Source organism: Gilvimarinus chinensis DSM 19667 (assembly GCF_000377745.1).
Lineage (GTDB): Bacteria > Pseudomonadota > Gammaproteobacteria > Pseudomonadales > Cellvibrionaceae > Gilvimarinus > Gilvimarinus chinensis.
Genome location: NZ_KB898713.1, coordinates 95,102 through 113,044, shown reverse-complemented (window position 1 = coordinate 113,044; position 17,943 = coordinate 95,102). Strand labels below are relative to the sequence as shown.

Genomic DNA, 17,943 nt, shown 5'->3' with positions numbered 1-17,943 from the left:
CCAACGAGAATACAGAGGGCTAACAAACACGCCGGCGGTTTACACCGCCGACGTGTTTAAACAAATCACCCAGTCAAAATGATTACAGAGTTTCAGTAATCACCGTATCAATCACATGAATTACGCCATTACTGGTGTAGACGTCATACATGACAACGTTCGAGCCCTGCACTTGCAGCATGCCGTCAACGATTTCAATGGTTACGTCTTCGTCGGCTGCGGTGTTTACGCTGGTGCCGTTCAAGGTGAAAGCGGTCACAGAGTCTACTGCCGCACCTTGAATGACATGCTGCAGCAACACTTGAGTCAGCGCGGGTGTATCCATCAGCAGCGCATCCAGAGTAGCGCTGTCGATTTTTTCAAACGCAGCGTCAGTGGGTGCAAACACGGTGAAGGTTTCATTTTCGTCCGCCAAAGTCGCATCCAGTCCAGCCGCTTGCAACGCCGTTACCAATGTTGTGAAGTTACCGGCATTCACTGCGGTTTGCACGATGTTGTCCATCGGCATGCCCATTTCAGCGGGCGGCATCAGCACCTGGTCAATCGCATGAATAACGCCGTTATCCGCCATCACATTAGGCTGAGCAACCATCGATGTATTCACGTATAAGCTATCATCGGACAGTGACAGCGCCGCCATATCACCGTTACCCATTTCAATTTTTGGCATATCGGAGTTAGCAACGCCAATAGCGGCATCGGCCAACACTTCACCATCTACAATTACGTGATACAACAATATGTCGGTCAGGGCATCCGTGTCTGCCAGCAGGCCATCGATGGTGTCCTGCCCAAGTGCGGCAAACGCGTCATCGGTAGGCGCAAACACCGTAAACTCGCCATCCAAATCCGCTAAGGTGGTGTCCAAACCCGTTGCCTGTAACGCCGCAATCAGGGTTGAAAAGCTGCCAGCTTCCATCGCTACGTCAACAATCGATTGTGGCGGCGCGGGCAGCTCGACATCGCCCACAATGACGGTGTCGATCACATGAATGACACCATTGGTGGTGTAGATGTCAGACGTCACAACTTTTGCACCGCCAACGGTTAACATGCGATCGACAATATCAACCAAAACATTGGCACCGCTTGCCGATTCCACTTGTGTGCCGTTGGCCGCGTAAGCATCAATCGAAGACAGCTCCGCACCACTTACCACATGTTGCAGCAGCACCGCTTCCAGCGCTTGCGTATCGTTTAGCAGAGCGTTGATATTTTCTTCACCTACCATCGCAAAAGCGTCGTCGGTGGGTGCAAATACCGTGTACGTTTGGCTCTCATCTGCCAAGACCGTATCCAAGCCCGCGGCCTGCAAAGCGGCAACCAAGGTGGTGAAACTGCCGGCCTCAACCGCCGTTTCCACAATGTTCATTGTCGGCTCACCGCGATCTGCCGGTGGCATTAGCACCGCATCAATAACGTGAATAACGCCGTTATCCGCTTCGATATCCGTGGTGGTTACCATGGCAAGGTTCACCATCAAAGATTCGCCTTCCAGCGAAAGGCCAACGCTTTTCCCATTCGCCATTTCAACGGTAGAGCCAGCACTGGCAATGGCTGCAGAGGCGTCTACCTCAGCGTCAACGATAACGTGATAAAGCAAAATGTCCGATAGAGTGTCGGTGTCTGATAAAAGTCCGTTGATTGTTTCCTCACCCAGCAGCGCAAAGGCGTCATCAGTGGGCGCGAATACCGTGAAGGTACCCTCTTCATCATCCAGCGTTTCGTCCAACCCCGTCGCCTCTAAGGCTGCAACCAAGGTGGTGAAATTACCACTGTCCATTGCCACATCTACGATGGTATTCGCTTCCGTTTCTGTAGGTGGCGGAGCTACATGATCGTCATCATCACTGCCGCAGCCTACTAACCCTATCACCAGGGCAACCGCAGCCACGCATTTCTTTGATAGCTGGTTCATTTTTCTTCTCCTGCAAAGTTATTAATGTTTGTCTCACAAGGCCGGTTACGCGAAAGCAAAACGTAAAGATCAAAGAAAAATGAATTATTCGAGATTTTTGTCGTGTTAGATTGAAAAAACTGATCACTTGCAACTCAGTGAGCGTAAGAGATGTTTGGGTATAAATTACCCTCAACTTCAGATGTCGCGAAAATCATCAATTAATTGAATCCGCAAACATGCTATGCTGCTGATCCAAAAGGCCAGTCACACCGTATCTTCAGCATCAAAACAAGCATTTGAGGACACGGAACCCATGGCCAGCCCTGCAGCTACTCCTTCAAAGGTCAGACCTATGACTGCCCCAGGCGGCCAGAAAGACCCACGCACCCAAAAGTGGATAGACCTACTTCATCGAGTCGCGCGAGAAAAAGACCGAACGGCTTTTCGCGAGATTTATGAGTATTTTGCGCCACGTGTAAAAGCCTATGCTATAAACCAAGGCATCAGCCAACAGGCCGATGAATTGGTGCAAGAAGTCATGACCAGCGTATGGCGTAGCGCCGATAAATACACCGACTCACTGGCATCGGTATCCACGTGGATATTTACCATAGCCCGTAACCAGAGAATTGATCTATTGCGCCGTAACGGTCGTATGAAGGCGGAAATCAAGGTAGAAACTGAAGAGCTATGGCAAATTCCCACAGAGGACAACACCATCAGCTCCATTCAGGAACTATCCGCGCAGCGGCATTTGCAGGCTTCGATTGGTGAGCTACCAGAAGAACAGATGATTGCGGTGCGAAAAGTGTATTACGAAGGTAAAACCCATCAGGAAGTGGCAGCCGAGCTGGACATCCCTTTAGGAACACTCAAGGGGCGTTTGCGCTTATCCATGCAAAAACTTCGTGTGATGCTAGAGGCAAAAGAGTTATGAGCGGTTATCACCCAGATGAGATCACCCTTATGGATTATTCCGCTGGGACGCTACCAATGCCACAGTCACTGGCCGTGGCCGTGCATTTATTTATGTGCCAACACTGCCGCAGTCAGGTGAAGCAGTTTAACAACCTGGGAGGGGCCTTACTGTCCCAGGCGGAACCGCGCGAGCTTGAAGTGCAGGGTTTTGACGATTTTATGGCCGATATGGATAAAGCTCCGGTAAGCGAGGCTGCAAAAACTCATGCACGCCATGTTAATCCGTTGCAGGCTTTTTTACCCCAGCCGCTGGATCGTATCGATTGGCACAAGCAGACACGAGATATCCACGAATACGATCTAACCAAAGTATTAGAAGCAAAAGGTTTTCGCATTGCGCTACAAAAGATTCGCGCCGGTGCACGCGTACCCGAACACTCTCATAAAGGCCAGGAGTTAACGGTAATTTTGCAAGGTGGGTTTTCCGACGAGCTGGGTGTTTACCACGCAGGGGATTTCATCAGCCGCGACCCGAGCCATAGCCACACGCCTACGGCTTTGCAAAACGAAGACTGTATTTGCCTCACGGTGCTGGATGCTCCTATTTATTTTGTGGGCCGATTCTATCGTTTGTTAAATCCGTTTTTACGTTGGTAACTGACGGCACAGCCCATCTAAACAACAGGCATAAAAAACCGCGCCCAAAAGCGCGGTTTTTTTAACTCTGGTGAAAAAGAGGCTTACTCTTTATCGCCAGCCTCTTCTGCAGCTGGAGCTTCTACAGGCGCCGCTTCGGCGTTGCCCGCTTCTTCCGCTTTCGCTTCTTTGATAGACAGCTTAATGCGGCCGCGCTGGTCAACGTCCAAGCACTTAACCTTCACTACCTCACCTTCTTTCAGATAATCGCTCACGCTATTAACGCGCTCTTCTGCGATTTGCGAGATGTGAACCAAACCATCTTTGCCGGGCAGGAAGTTCACAAACGCACCAAAGTCCACAATGCGAACTACGGTACCTTCGTAAATTTCACCGATTTCGGCTTCAGCGGTAATGCCCAGAATACGATCAACGGCCGCTTGCAGCGCGCTGGTGTCGTCCGCGTAGACTTTAACCGTGCCATCGTCATCGATATCAACAGACGCGCCAGTCTCTTCGGTAATAGAACGGATAGTCGCACCGCCTTTACCAATGATGTCGCGAATCTTGTCTGGATGAACTTTCATGGTTTCAAAGCGTGGGGCGTTGTCGCTAACATTCTCACGCGACTCGGCAATCACTTTGTTCATCTCGCCCAAGATGTGCAAACGCGCTTGCAGCGCCTGCTCAAGAGCGATTTCCATAATTTGCTCGGTAATGCCTTCAATTTTGATATCCATCTGCAAGGCAGTGATACCTGAAGACGTACCGGCCACTTTAAAGTCCATGTCGCCCAGGTGATCTTCATCACCCAGAATGTCGGTTAAAACCGCGAACTTTTCTTCTTCTTTCACCAAGCCCATGGCAATACCGGCCACGGGGGCTTTCAGCGGTACACCGGCATCCATCAATGCCAGCGATGAGCCACAGACCGAGGCCATAGAACTGGAACCGTTAGATTCGGTAATTTCGCTCACCACACGCATGGTGTAAGGGAAGGCTTCTTGATCGGGCAGTACAGCGCCGATACCGCGGCGGGCCAAGCGACCGTGACCAATTTCACGACGGCCAGTGGCGCCCATGCGACCACACTCACCCACTGAGTAAGGAGGGAAGTTGTAGTGCAGCATGAAAGGATCTTTGCGCTCGCCTTCCAGGGCGTCGATGATTTGCGCATCGCGGGCGTTACCCAAGGTGGCAACAACCAACGCCTGAGTTTCACCGCGGGTAAACAGCGCAGAACCATGAGCTTTGTTCAGTACACCCACTTCTACATCAATAGCGCGAACGGTTTTCTGGTCGCGGCCATCAATACGCGGCTCACCGTCAACAATGCGAGAGCGCACAATGGATTTTTCAACTTTACCGAAGACTTTTTTCACGTCTTCTTCGCTGACATCGCCGCCTTCTTTAACCAGCTCGGCAACCGCTTGGCTGCGCAGCTCAGACAGACGATCATAGCGCTTGGCTTTATCGGTAATGCGGTAGGCAACACCAATAGACTCGGAGAAACCGTGCTGGATCGCATCCAACAGCGCCGTGTTTTCGGGCTCTGGCTGCCATTCCCACTGTGGCTTACCGGCGTCGCGGGCAAGTTCGGCACAGGCCTGGACAACGGCTTGCATTTCCTGGTGAGCGTAGAGTACCGCGCCCAGCATAATGTCTTCTGGCAGCTCGTTGGCTTCAGATTCCACCATCAGTACCGCCTCAGAGGTACCGGCCACAACCATGTCCAGCTCAGAGGTTTGCAGCGCTTCATAGCTCGGATTCAGCAGGTAGCCGCCATCGGTGGTGTAACCCACACGCGCCGCACCAATCGGGCCGCTAAAAGGAATACCGGATACCGCCAGTGCAGCCGAGGTGCCGATCATCGCAGCGATGTCCGGATCGGTTGTCTTGCAGGTAGACATTACGGTACAAACCACTTGTACTTCGTTCATAAAGCCGTTGGGAAACAGCGGACGAATAGGGCGGTCGATCAAACGTGAGGTTAAGGTTTCTTTCTCGGACGGACGACCTTCACGCTTGAAGAAACCACCGGGAATTTTGCCGGCAGCGTAGGCTTTTTCCTGATAGTGAACAGACAGCGGGAAGAACGACTGGTCTGCTTTTGCTTCTTTGGCGCCCACTACCGTACACAATACGGTGGTCTCGCCCATGGTCACCATGACTGCACCGGACGCCTGGCGGGCAATGCGGCCAGTTTCTAGGGTTACAGTTTGGTCACCATACTGAAATTTCTTAATAATCGGATTCACTCTTCTATCCTTTACTTACCAATAATGCGTTTCTTTGTACGCAAGCTTCTTCAGCCAAATACCGATATCCAACAAAAAAGTGCCCGCAAATGCGGGCACTTTGCAATTAACGACGCAGACCCAGTTTTTGAATCAGAGCGGCGTAACGGCTGGTATCTTTACCTTTCAGGTAATCCAACAGCTTGCGACGCTGGTTTACCATGCGGATCAGACCGCGACGTGAGTGGTGATCTTGCTTGTGGCCAGCGAAGTGGTTTTGCAGCTTGTTGATGTTGTGGGTCAACAGCGCAACCTGAACTTCGGCAGAACCGGTATCACCTTCACCTTGTTGATACTCTTTTACGATTTCAGCTTTTTCTTGTGCACTCAGTGCCATGTCAATTTCCTCTAATAATATGCGTTGATTACAGCCATACCCGTGCATATTTACAGGCAGGCCAGGGTTTACACCGGTTAACCCGATGTTTTGCCAGTGATTACCGGCAAATCTTAGTTGGCGTCGCTTTGTGAACTCGCCAAAAGGCGCTTGGGTGCTACGCGGCCCTCATCGAGAGTAGCAACGCCTAAAAATTGTCCACTTTCAGAAAAGACACGCACCATATCACCTTCTTCGCCCGTGCGATAGACCTGCGCATCCATAACCGGATTACCCAAACGGAAATAGTGAGCGCTGTCGGCAGGTAAAGCGATTTTAGGCAGGTGATCCACTGGGGTGTCGACGGGCAGCAGGTGATGGTCCAGTGTTTCGGCCCGCCCCTCACCACGCTCATCGCCCAGTTCGTCCAAGCTGACACACTGGTCTATTTCAAAGCCTCCGGTGAAGGTACGACGCAGGGCACTAACGTGCCCACCCACCTGCAGCGCTTCACCTAAGTCTTCGGCCAGCGAGCGAATGTACGTACCTTTAGAGCAGTGCACTTCTACGTCCACTTCGGCACGGGCACCACCGCGAAACGCCAACAGATGATATTCAAGTATCTCTACCCGACGCGCTTCGCGCTCAACTTCTATCCCTTGACGGGCCAGTTTATACAGCGGCTGACCGTTTTGCTTTAACGCTGAATACATGGGCGGGATTTGTTCGATTTCGCCAACAAAGTCTTCCATGGCACGGGCCACCTGGGCTTCGCTGAGTGCACTAGCGTCAATGCTCTCCAGCACTTCGCCTTCGGCATCACCGGTAGCGGTTTTCTCGCCCAGCACAAAGGTTGCTTCGTAGGTTTTGTCGGCATCCAATAAAAACTGCGAAAATTTCGTGGCCTCACCAAAGCAAACTGGCAGAACTCCTGTTGCCAGCGGGTCTAAACTGCCGGTATGACCAGCCTTGGCAGCAAAAAACAAACGCTTAGCACGCTGCAACGCGTGGTTTGAACTCATGCCCAGCGGTTTATCCAGCAGCAACACACCATCAATAGCGCGCCCTTTACGCTTGCGCCCCATTATTCGTCCTCGTCACTCGACTTGGCTTTGTCAGCCGCTACCGCCCGATCAATCAGCGAGGACAGCTCTTGGCCTCGAACCGAGGTATGGTCGTAGTGAAAGTTAAGCTTGGGCACCGTGCGCATATCGAGCTCTTTGGCCAGCAACGAACGCAAGAAACCCGAGGCCTTGTTAAGCACATCGGCACTGGTGCGACCTTCGTCTTCATTGCCGCCCACCACCGTCATATAAACCTTGGCGAAGGCCATATCCCGGCTTACGGTGACGCTGTTGATATTCACCATGCCAACCCGAGGGTCGCGAATTTCCTGCTGAATCATATTCGCCAAATAGCGTTGGATGGCATCGGCCACCCGATCAGCGCGGGCAAATTCTCTGGGCATTTTGTCACCTACTCGTCCCGGCGGCACAGCCGCCTAAAATAACAAAGCCCCGACTCCGCAAAAGAGCCGGGGCGAGGAACACGCTACGGGCTTACAGCTCGCGCGCAACCTCCTTAACTTCAAAGACTTCGATTTGATCGCCGACTTTAACGTCGTAGTTCTTCACACCGATACCACATTCCATACCGTTGCGGACTTCGTTAACGTCATCTTTAAAGCGGCGCAGAGATTCCAGCTCGCCCTCAAAGATCACCACGTTGTCACGCAGTACACGAATGGGTTTGTTACGGTACACAGTACCTTCGGTCACCATACAGCCAGCTACTTGGCCAAATTTAGGCGAGCTGAACACTTCACGCACATCGGCAATACCGACAATCTCTTCCACGCGCTCAGGGTCAAGCATGCCGGACAGAGCACTTCTCACATCGTCTAACAGCTGATAAATAATGCTGTAGTAACGAATTTCGATGCTCTCTTGCTCGGCCAGACGACGAGTGCTACCAGGGGCGCGCACGTTAAAGCCAATCACGATGGCATTAGCAGTCAAAGCCAAGTTAACATCGTTATCGGTAATTCCGCCCACGCCGGAAGAAACCACCTGCACTTCTACTTCGTCGTTACCGATGTCAGCCAGCGACGCCAAAATAGCTTCCAAAGAGCCGCGTACATCAGCTTTAACAACCACCGACAGTACTTTCTTCTCGCCGCCATCCATACCGGCAAACATGTTTTCAAGCTTAGCCGCCTGTTGACGCTGCATGCGTTCTTTGCGCTCTTTCTCGGCGCGGAACTCGGCCACTTCACGGGCTTTACGCTCGTCATCCAACACGACAAACTCATCACCGGCACTGGGCGCTGAATCCAAGCCCAGAATTTCTACCGGCGAAGATGGACCTACGGTTTTAACCTGCTGGCCCAGCTCGTTCATTGCGGCGCGCACACGGCCGTAGCTTTGACCTGCCAACACCAAATCACCGTGCTTCAGTGTACCCTGCTGCACCAGCAAGGTGGCAACCACACCGCGCCCCTTATCCAGGCGAGATTCAACCACCACACCCTGAGCAGGTGCCTCTTCTACCGCCTTAAGCTCAAGCAGCTCGGCCTGCAGAGATACAGCTTCCAATAGCTCGTCGATGCCGTCACCAGTATGGGCCGACACTTCAATAAACTGAGTATCGCCGCCCCAATCTTCGGGAATAACTTCTTTAGCGGCTAATTCGTTTTTAACGCGATCCGGATCAGCGGCCTCTTTGTCACATTTGTTAATCGCGACAACAATCGGCACACCGGCAGCTTTGGCGTGGTTAACAGCTTCTTCGGTTTGCGGCATAACACCGTCATCGGCCGCCACCACCAAAATTACCACGTCAGTACACTGAGCACCGCGGGCACGCATCGCGGTAAAGGCGGCGTGTCCTGGGGTGTCCAGGAAGGCAATTTCGCCCTGGCTGGTTTGCACTCGGTAAGCACCAATGTGCTGGGTAATACCACCGGCTTCGCCCGCAGCCACTTTGGCTTTACGGATGTAATCAAGCAGCGAGGTTTTACCATGGTCCACGTGGCCCATCACGGTCACCACAGGCGCACGAGGCTTCTCTTCACCGTCGAGTTTTACCTGGGCTTCCAGATCCGTTTCAATATCATCTTCGCTGACCAGCTTAAAGTTGTGGCCCATTTCTTCCACCACTAACTGCGCGGTCTCTTGATCCAGCGGCTGGTTAATGTTGGCCATAACACCAAGCTTCATCAGCTGCTTAATCAGCTCACCCGACTTAATCGTCATGCGTTGGGCCAGCTCGGAAACGGTAATGGTTTCAGGAATTTCTACTTCGTGCACAATTTTCTGGGTGGGCTTTTTAAAGCCGTGTTTATTCGACGCTTTGTGCGCGGCGCGACCGGCGCGGCGACGCTGCATAAACGCTGAATCATCATCGTCATCCGCCAACTCGTACAAATCAGCCTTAGACGATTTTTTCGGCCCCATGCCTTTTTTGCCAGCTTTACCAGCACGTTTAGCGCGAGGGCTGCCATCGTCATCATCAAACTCTTCACGGCGTTCTTTTTTACGTCCGTGCTTGGTGTCTGGCTTAGCAGGGCTCGGGGCTTCAACCGGACCGGCAGCGGGTTTAGGCGCAGGCTGCTGAGCTTTCTTCTCAGCTGCCGCTTTTTCTGCCGCCTTCTTTTCTTCCAGCGCTTTCAGCTCCGCTGCACGCGCCGCTTCTTCAGCTTTGCGACGTTCCATAGCAGCCTGACGTTTCTCTTCAATGTCATCAACAAATGACTTGCGCACAGGTGCTTCGGGCTCGGCTGGTGCGGGCTCTTCTGGTTCAGGCTCTACAGGCTTCTCTTCCGCAACGGCCTCCGTTACTTCGGGCTCGGGCTCTGGCTCAGGAACAGGCTCCGGGGTCGGCTCCGGTTCAGGCGCTGTCACCGGCTCGACAGCCACTTCAGGCTCGGGTACTGTCTCTAACGCCACCTGCGTTTCTTCCGGCTCAGGCGCTTCGTCTTCAAGAGGCTTGCGCTTAACATAAGTGCGCTTTTTACGCACTTCCACATTAACGGTTTTACGTCCGCCCGCTTTTAGCGTTGTGGTCGTTTTGCGCTTCAGAGTAATTTTGCGCGGCTCGGAATCCGAAGCCGGCTCGCCGTGGCTGCTTTTCAGATAAGCCAACAACTGTTGTTTCTCGTCGTCTGAGACCAACGCATCCTCAGCGGTATGCTTTAGCCCGGCTTCCTGCATTTGTTTAAGCAGTCGCTCAACGGGAGTACCCACTGACTTGGCGAGTTCGCTTACTTTTACTTCTGCCATTCTATTTCCTCAGTTTTGAATGTTGCCTTTAACCCATCGTTATTCAGCGATGGGATCAGGCAAACCAGGGCTCGCGGGCTTTCATAATCAGGGCAGCAGCACGCTCTTCATCCACGCCATCGATATCCAGCAACTCATCAATCGCCTGCTCGGCCAAGTCTTCCATTGTTACGATGCCGCGGCTGGCTAAAATCACTGCCAGCTCTTTATCCATGCCTTCCATATTCAACAAATCGTCCGCCGGGGCCGCCCCTTCTAGCTGCTCTTCAGACGCCAACGCCTGGGTCAGTAAGGCGTCTTTGGCGCGGGCACGTAATTCTTCAGCGACATCTTCGTCAAAACCTTCAATGGAGGCAATTTCATCCAGAGGCACATAAGCCACTTCTTCAATGCTGGTAAAGCCCTCTTCCACCAGCACCTGGGCTACATCTTCATCAACATCCAGGGCGTTCATAAACACCTGGATGTAACCGCCCGTTTCTGCTTCCTGCTTTTCTTCCCAATCAGCGGAGCTCATAACATTGATGGCCCACTGGGTCAGCTCGCAGGCCAGACGTACATTTTGTCCGCCGCGGCCAATCGCCATGGCGAGATTTTCTTCGCCCACAGCCAAATCCATAGAGCCCGCATCTTCGTCCACAACGATAGACTCAATCTCAGCGGGCGACATGGCGTTGATCACAAACTGCGCTGGGTTATCGTCCCACAGCACAATATCAACACGCTCGTTCCCCAATTCGTTGGATACCGCTTGCACGCGCGAGCCGCGCATGCCCACACAGGCACCCACGGGGTCGATACGGCCATCGTTAGTATTAACCGCGATTTTCGCGCGTAAACCTGGATCGCGAGCCGCACCTTTAATTTCAATAATGCCTTCGGCAATTTCTGGCACTTCAATTTTAAACAGCTCGATTAACATCTCTGGGCACGAACGGCTTAAAAACAATTGCGGGCCGCGCGCTTCGGAACGCACTTCTTGCAAGTAGGCCCGTACACGATCACCCATGCGGAAAATTTCGCGGCCCACTAATTGATCGCGGGGCAACAGCGCTTCGGCGTTGTTGCCTAAATCAACAATAATACTGTCGCGAGTCACTTTTTTTACGGTGCCGTTAATCAACTCGCCCACTCGATCGCGGTACTCGTCAACCATCTGTGCACGCTCAGCCTCGCGAACTTTTTGTACGATAACTTGCTTAGCGGTTTGCGCAGCAATGCGACCAAAGTCAACGTTTTCGATTTTTTCGCGGTGGATGTCACCTACCTGCAGTGCAGAATCTACTTCGGCCGCTTCTTCGGTGGTTAACTGGGTACCTAATTCTGCCAGTACATCATCCGCCACCACTTCCCAGCTGCGGAACGTTTCGTAATCGCCGGTAACACGATCAATGTTCACTTCGATGGTGGAATCTTCGTCAAAGCGTTTTTTGGTGGCCATAGCCAACGCACTTTCAATCGCCTCAAAGATCACATCCTTTTCAACGCCTTTTTCATTAGAAACGGCATCGGCGACCAGCAAAATTTCTTTGTTCATGAGTTTGCCTCGTTAACTCCTGTATCCAATCGTCTTAACGATTAGAACTGGGGGACTATGTTCGCTTTTTCAATCGATTCAATGGGCAGCAGATACTCTTCGTTATCCACCAGTATCACAACATCTTGATCTTCGACGCCCTGAAGCACGCCTTTAAACTTACGTCGCCCGTCAAACGGAACGCGCAATTTCACCGCTGCAACCTGCCCTTTATAATCAGCAAACTGCTCTAGTGTATAGAGCGGCCTGTCCATCCCGGGCGATGAAACCTCAAGGGTGTATTCGCCAGAGATGGGGTCTTCCACATCCATTAAACTACTTAACTGTCGGCTGACTTTTGCGCAGTCTTCAACCTGCACGCCGTCAGCCTTGTCAATATAAACTCGCAGCACCTTTGGCTTACCGCCAGTGAAGTACTCCAGCCCCCAAAGTTCGCAGCCAAGCGCATCCACAGCCGGCGCAAACATTGTTGTCAAACGCTCTTCTATAGACGCCATAATTGAAACTCCAAGGATTAGGGCCTGCCGTGCATTGCTGTAACGACCAACGCACCAGAAACAAAAAATGGGCCCTAGGCCCACTTTTAAAAAATCACCACAGTGATCTGCGGCAGCGGCAACCCACTGACTTTCAGATACAAAAAAGCCCCATGCAGGGGCCTCGTACACGCCAACATTACCGGCGCTGATCAGCCGATTGGCTGACTGTAGTGCCAGCGTTACCGCCAGCGAGCCACCTGCTGTGGCTGTAAGTTAGTGCACTGCACCAACTTCAGAAATTGGTAGCGGGGGCTGGATTCGAACCAACGACCTTCGGGTTATGAGCCCGACGAGCTACCAGGCTGCTCCACCCCGCATCCTCAACTCAGTTGTGAGTGTGTTCCCCCAACCGAGGTCGCGCATTATAGGGAGACAAACTGGTGCGGTCAAGGGCGATTTCCATTTCTTTTTAATATCTTCGTAGCTTAGGCCGAAAACCTGAACCTTGAAGCTTGGACCACCCGGACAGATTACCTAACCTTAACAACTCAAGTTTTATCACCCCAGCTACACAACCTCGTACTGCAGCGCAATCCAATAACTGACGCCACTCATCAGTGTCAGCAGCAAAAGTAACGCGGCAAATAAAGTCCACACCCTAAATGGCTTTCGCTCACTGCGGCTACCTGCCTGCTGCAATACTTTATCGACGCGCGCTTGATCCTCAGGGGTTAACTTACTCGGCATAAAGATTTCTCTGCTTAATTATGATTATCGCGTACTCACTGGAAGCGAGATTAACAGCAAATTGTCTTTCGAAGAATGCAAAGCCCGCACAATTATTATCAAGCTACGGCTGAACTGACAAAAGAGAATTATGCGCGCAAATTAAGCGAAAGGCCTGAGGCCGGCGGGTCAATCACACCGATGTCTATAAGCCGGCGATTGATATCAATATTCCGAGCGCTCGCATCGGCAAACAGTTTTGCTCGCGCGTCGCGGTCGCGCTCAGCCTGCTCTTTGTTTTCTGCACCAGTGGCATCTTTGCCGTCGACTAAAGAGCTCTCTTTTTCCTCACGCTCGGCACGGCGCGCCCGTGCAGCTTCTTCCTCTGCGATGCGCTCGGCGCGAGCCTCAGCGGCAATGTCAGCCTGAGCCTGAATCGCCAGTTGCGTTGCCTGGGCAGCCACACGGCGGTCCTGCGCAGACGGTTCGGCTGGAGCAGTCGCCGCACGCTGAATTTGCTGAGCTTTTTCTAACGTCGCCTCGGGGTTGTTCGGAACAGGACTGGTATCGATGCTGACCTCACCCGATATGGCGTAGTTAATTCCATCTGGGCCACGGGTGTATTCGTACCTTGGCGCTCCGGCAAACTGCCCACCCACCGCAGCGTGGGCGCGCTCGTGAGCGCGCACTTCACGGTCGCGGGCGGCCAATTCGCTCACCAGCTCCCGCTCGCTCTGCTCTTGGGCGGCAGCGGCTTGTTTGTCCTGCTGCCCGCCTTGGCCATTCATCGCCTTTTGCTGCGCCTCACTATTTTGCGCATCATCAGACTCTACGCGACTGCCACCGCGTCGGGTACGCTCGCGCTCTTCTACCTCGGCAGGTCGGTCTTCCGGCGAACGGCGGTTTTCACCCCGCGCCGTGGCGGCACCCTCTTCCAGCGATTTAAATACGGTGTTTTTAAGCTCTGTGCTTTCTTCACCCACAGCCTGACGCCCAAGCGGCGCATAAGGCGCTACTGCATTGGCGTAGTTGGAAGGCAGTGGGTTAATAGCCATTCGCTAGGCCTTAATATCCAGCAAGGTACCGAGGGTTTCATTGGCGGTTTCGAGCACCTTGGCCGAGCTGTCAAACACCTGCTGACTCTGCTGCATGTTCACCAAAGGCTCGACAATGCCTTGCGAGGTATCCCCGGCGGCAACCTGGCTAATTTGCTCGGCAGATTTCACAATTTCAGCTCGCGAACTATGCAGTCCAATCAGGCTTTGATTGACGACAGATCCAACGTCCATAAGCGCCTCAACGAATAATAAATACAGTTAACCGTATTTTAGCGCCAAAATCGTTCAAGAAACAACCAAAAGAAAAGAACACCTAAGACAAACTCGGCGCAAAAAAAACGGGGTTATTGTCCGCAGGTCTTAGAGCGCGTCAAGCAGGGAAGGCAATTGCAAAAAAGGCGCTAAATCAGCGGGGTCCGTTTTGTCGCAAAAGGGGACCACCCCAAGACAAGGCGCAGGCAGACGCGCTTTCAGACTGTCAATATTTTCAGCGCAACAACTGACGCTCGGATCAATAACGTTCGCCACCCAGCCCGCTATTGGTAAGCCGTCATGCACAATCGCCTCAGCGGTCAGCAGTGCATGACTGATACACCCCAGCCGCACCCCCACCACCAGAATCACAGGCAGGTTCAGGTGAACGGCCAAATCCGCCAGGGTGGAATCATCATTTAAAGGCACTCGCCAACCTCCAGCCCCCTCAACCAGCGCGAAATCCGCATTGGTAGCCAGAGTTTTCCGTGTGGCCCGCAACAACTGACCCAACTCGAGCGACTGCTCCAACTGTTGCGCCGCTATGTGGGGTGCGATGGCAGGCTCCAAGGCAACAGGGTTAACAGCGTCGTAGCTCAAGCTGGGGTAGCACTGCCCCTGCAGACGCAGAGCATCATCGTTACGCAGGCCGCCTGCGGTTTGTTCGCAGCCGGCGGCAACCGGCTTCACGGCTGCAGTGGACATTTCGCGCTGACGCGCCAAATACAATAAAGACGCAGCAATACGGGTTTTCCCTACATCGGTATCGGTGCCCGTTACAAAGAAAGAGTTCATTTAATCGCCTTTTATCGCACTGAGATAGCACACCCGATAAGTCGCCGGCAGCCCTTGGTCGCTGCGGTAGATTTCATAAGCCCTCTCCAGTGCCCTTAGCCTTTCTCGCCCGGTTAAGCCGCGCGGCGCATCGGAGTTCACATTATGCGCGCCCAAATCTTTTAGCTCGCGTGCCAGCTGGCGGAAGCTGTCGGTGTAAAGGGTTTCTGAGCGCAGCTCCTGCTCGATGTGACCAAACCCAGCCGACTGCAAGGCCTGCGTTAACTGCTGCACCGGGGGAAAGCGATTGACATGCACATAGCCGTCTACGTGGCGCCAGGCTTCCTGCAGCTCGTGCAATGTTCCGCTATCAAGTGTGGCCAAATACAAAGTGCCGCCCGGAGCCAGCACCCGAAACAGCTCGCTGGCCAAACGTGGTAGATCTTCGCACCACTGCACGGCAAGACTGGAGTAAATTAAGTCCACACTGGTGTTAGCCAAGGGCATAGCCTCAAGATCACCGCACACCCAAGTATCGGCATGCGGATGATGCGCTCGGGCGTAATCGAGCATGCCCTGAGCTAAATCCAATGCGGTCACATGCGAGGCCCCAGCGGCCTCACGCACGCCATTTAAAAAATAACCGGTTCCCGTACCCGCATCTAAAACCCTGTTGGCCTGTGAGGATATTTTTGCTAGCAAGTGTTCACCAACCTGCTGCTGGAGGCGAGCCGCTGACTCGTAGCTATGCGCCGCCTTGCTGAAAGAGCGTGCAACGCGGTGTTTGTCTAACTGAGGCCGCGGCCCGCCAATAAAATCCGTTATCAACGCGACCACTTGATGCGGTTGGTTCCAGTGCAGGGCGTGGCCCGCCTGGGGCAGCAGTCGAACAGCTTGCTGGGACGATAACTGCTGCGCGTTCTGGCAGGCCGCCGCAGGCACCAAAGCGTCACCCTCAGCAAAAAGATGTAGACCACGCATAGGCAATCGTTGCAAGGTGGCGCGAAAGTCCGTCGCCGCCAGATACCGTAACGCCTCTGTCCATGAGGCCAGTCGCTCAGTCTCAAAAGGGCTGAGCAACTGCCGTAAACTCTTGTTGGTGCCCCGTTCATCCACACTACCCTGCGCCGCCAGCGCGCAAAAGCGCTTTAAGGTGGCCGCCGGTTGCTGCGCAAAACCTTCATTAAAGGCTTCGTTGGTGGTTTTGGGCATCGCCGTGGGCCACTGATCGCTCGCCACAAAGCAGGAGTTGGTAGCCAAGGTAACTAAAGAGGCCACTTTCTCTGGGTACTTATCAGCAAAATCAAGGGCAAGCGCGCCCCCCAAAGACCAACCGATGACATTTACCGGCGCGGGGGACAGATCCGCAAGACTCGCGATGACCTCTTGCGGATTAAACGCCCAACCCGACTTATCACCAAAGCCTGGCAAGTCCAGACACCAGACATCCGCTAACTGGCGCAAAGGCTCAACCAAGGGTTCCATACTGCGATGGTCGAACCCCCAGCCGTGCAGCAGAACAATTGGGGCAACACCAGTGGGCGTTAACGCAGTGTGTTTTCTTATGCCCAGCATCAACGTTCGCTCCCGCCTAGCTCGGCATGCACCTGCGCAAGGGCTTGCAATAAACCATCGACCTGAGCGTCAGAGTGCGCCGCGGACAGAGTCACTCGCAAGCGGGCGCTCCCCTCGGGGACGGTGGGCGGGCGAATAGCACTGACCCAAAAACCCCGTTGGCGCAAGGTTTGAGAATAGTGCAAAGCGAGTTCGTCCCTGCCGATAAGGATTGGCTGGATCGCCGTCGGTGAATCCATCAACTGCAGCCCCAGCGCCTGTGCGCCACCGCGAAACCGCTGTATTAGCCGGTGCAAATGCTCCCGCCGCCAGGGCTCGGCTTTTATAGTACGTAAGCTCTGGCGTGTCGCCGCTGCCACCGCTGGTGGCAGTGCCGTGGTGTAAATATAACTGCGCGCCATCTGAATTAAGGTTTCGATCAACGCGTCAGAACCGGCCACAAACGCGCCAAAGCTGCCCACCGCTTTACCCAAGGTGCCCATCAGCACAGGGACATCCCTTTGCGTCAAACCATAATGCTCTAGCACCCCAGCCCCGTTGGCGCCCAGGCAGCCAAAGCCATGAGCGTCATCCACCATGAGCCAGGCGTTGTGCTCGGCAACCAAGGCCGCCTGTTCGGGCAAGGGGGCTAAATCGCCATCCATACTGAACACGCCATCGACCACCACCAGGCTCTTAGCCGCCTTCTGGCTCGCATGCTCCAGCTGCTGGCGCAAAGAATCCAGGCTATTGTGCTGAAAACGACTGAACCTGGCGCCGCTGAGTAAACCCGCATCCAACAGCGACGCGTGATTAAGCCGATCCTCCAGCACCGCGTCGCCCTTGCCTACCAGCGCGTTAATAGCACCCAGATTTGCCATATAACCGGTAGAGAACACCAGCGCTCGCTCGCGACCACAAAACTCCGCCAGCTCGCGTTCAAGCTGGTGATGTTCATCACTGTGGCCGCAGACCAGATGGGAGGCACCACTGCCTACCCCCCATTGCTGCGCGGCATCGACCATAGCGGTCCGCAACTCGGGGTGACTGGCCAAACCGAGATAATCATTGCTGCAGAAGTTTAAATAACGCTCACCCTCCACAACCATTTCAGGGCCTTGGACTGAGGATATTGTGGGTCGCGAGCGATAGCGGTGCTGCAGGCGGCGCTCGTGCAGCACCGCCTGCAGGTGGCGTTCAAAAGGGTTCATGCAGA

16 protein-coding genes and 1 tRNA gene are annotated in these 17,943 nt (G+C 53.6%); 2 read left to right on the top strand and 15 right to left on the bottom strand.

Annotated elements, in window-relative coordinates; translation table 11 throughout:
* Nucleotides 1–82: 82 nt before the first annotated feature.
* Nucleotides 83–1,918, bottom strand: a complete 1,836-nt coding sequence (locus D568_RS0117035) for a fasciclin domain-containing protein (RefSeq protein WP_020210820.1) — start codon at nt 1,916–1,918, stop codon at nt 83–85.
* Between the two features lie 334 nt (nt 1,919–2,252).
* Between D568_RS0117035 and D568_RS0117030 the strand changes: the two genes are divergently transcribed.
* A complete protein-coding gene (locus tag D568_RS0117030; RefSeq protein ID WP_020210819.1) occupies nt 2,253–2,837 on the top strand; it encodes a sigma-70 family RNA polymerase sigma factor in 585 nt (194 codons plus the stop codon).
* Nucleotides 2,834–3,475: a ChrR family anti-sigma-E factor gene (locus tag D568_RS0117025; protein ID WP_020210818.1), complete on the top strand. Its 642-nt coding sequence runs from the start codon at nt 2,834–2,836 to the stop codon at nt 3,473–3,475. Before D568_RS0117030 ends, D568_RS0117025 begins: the two co-directional genes overlap by 4 nt.
* 83 nt (nt 3,476–3,558) lie before the next feature.
* Here the strand turns inward: D568_RS0117025 and pnp are convergent, their stop codons facing one another.
* From pnp to bioF, 14 genes are all read right to left on the bottom strand, one after another.
* Nucleotides 3,559–5,712, bottom strand: coding sequence for a polyribonucleotide nucleotidyltransferase (gene pnp, locus D568_RS20570; protein ID WP_020210817.1), 2,154 nt, complete (start codon nt 5,710–5,712; stop codon nt 3,559–3,561).
* A 106-nt stretch (nt 5,713–5,818) separates the two neighbouring features.
* A complete protein-coding gene (gene rpsO / locus D568_RS0117015) occupies nt 5,819–6,088 on the bottom strand; it encodes a 30S ribosomal protein S15 (protein ID WP_020210816.1) in 270 nt (89 codons plus the stop codon).
* A 113-nt stretch (nt 6,089–6,201) separates the two neighbouring features.
* Nucleotides 6,202–7,152 carry a tRNA pseudouridine(55) synthase TruB gene (gene truB / locus D568_RS0117010; RefSeq protein ID WP_020210815.1) on the bottom strand — a complete coding sequence of 317 codons (951 nt, stop codon included), beginning with the start codon at nt 7,150–7,152 and terminating at the stop codon, nt 6,202–6,204.
* Nucleotides 7,152–7,535, bottom strand: coding sequence for a 30S ribosome-binding factor RbfA (gene rbfA / locus D568_RS0117005; protein WP_020210814.1), 384 nt, complete (start codon nt 7,533–7,535; stop codon nt 7,152–7,154). Before rbfA ends, truB begins: the two co-directional genes overlap by 1 nt.
* 91 nt (nt 7,536–7,626) lie before the next feature.
* Nucleotides 7,627–10,347 (bottom strand): translation initiation factor IF-2, encoded by a 2,721-nt coding sequence (infB, locus tag D568_RS0117000; protein WP_020210813.1) that lies wholly within the window; start codon nt 10,345–10,347, stop codon nt 7,627–7,629.
* Between the two features lie 55 nt (nt 10,348–10,402).
* Entirely contained in the window at nt 10,403–11,884 is a 1,482-nt protein-coding gene (nusA, locus tag D568_RS0116995; protein WP_020210812.1) for a transcription termination factor NusA, read from the bottom strand.
* A 41-nt stretch (nt 11,885–11,925) separates the two neighbouring features.
* Entirely contained in the window at nt 11,926–12,381 is a 456-nt protein-coding gene (gene rimP, locus D568_RS0116990) for a ribosome maturation factor RimP (protein ID WP_026287115.1), read from the bottom strand.
* 282 nt (nt 12,382–12,663) lie between these two features.
* A tRNA-Met gene (locus D568_RS0116985) sits at nt 12,664–12,740 on the bottom strand.
* Between the two features lie 190 nt (nt 12,741–12,930).
* On the bottom strand, nt 12,931–13,110 hold the full coding sequence (locus tag D568_RS0116980; protein ID WP_020210810.1) for a DUF3094 family protein: 180 nt from the start codon (nt 13,108–13,110) through the stop codon (nt 12,931–12,933).
* Between the two features lie 128 nt (nt 13,111–13,238).
* Nucleotides 13,239–14,144, bottom strand: coding sequence for a putative metalloprotease CJM1_0395 family protein (locus D568_RS0116975; RefSeq protein ID WP_020210809.1), 906 nt, complete (start codon nt 14,142–14,144; stop codon nt 13,239–13,241).
* A gap of 3 nt (nt 14,145–14,147) precedes the next feature.
* Nucleotides 14,148–14,378 carry a flagellar basal body rod C-terminal domain-containing protein gene (locus D568_RS0116970; RefSeq protein ID WP_020210808.1) on the bottom strand — a complete coding sequence of 77 codons (231 nt, stop codon included), beginning with the start codon at nt 14,376–14,378 and terminating at the stop codon, nt 14,148–14,150.
* A gap of 129 nt (nt 14,379–14,507) precedes the next feature.
* A complete protein-coding gene (gene bioD, locus D568_RS0116965) occupies nt 14,508–15,194 on the bottom strand; it encodes a dethiobiotin synthase (RefSeq protein ID WP_020210807.1) in 687 nt (228 codons plus the stop codon).
* Nucleotides 15,195–16,748: a malonyl-ACP O-methyltransferase BioC gene (bioC, locus tag D568_RS21560; protein ID WP_020210806.1), complete on the bottom strand. Its 1,554-nt coding sequence runs from the start codon at nt 16,746–16,748 to the stop codon at nt 15,195–15,197.
* Entirely contained in the window at nt 16,748–17,938 is a 1,191-nt protein-coding gene (gene bioF, locus D568_RS0116950) for an 8-amino-7-oxononanoate synthase (RefSeq protein WP_020210805.1), read from the bottom strand. Before bioF ends, bioC begins: the two co-directional genes overlap by 1 nt.
* Nucleotides 17,939–17,943: the final 5 nt, after the last annotated feature.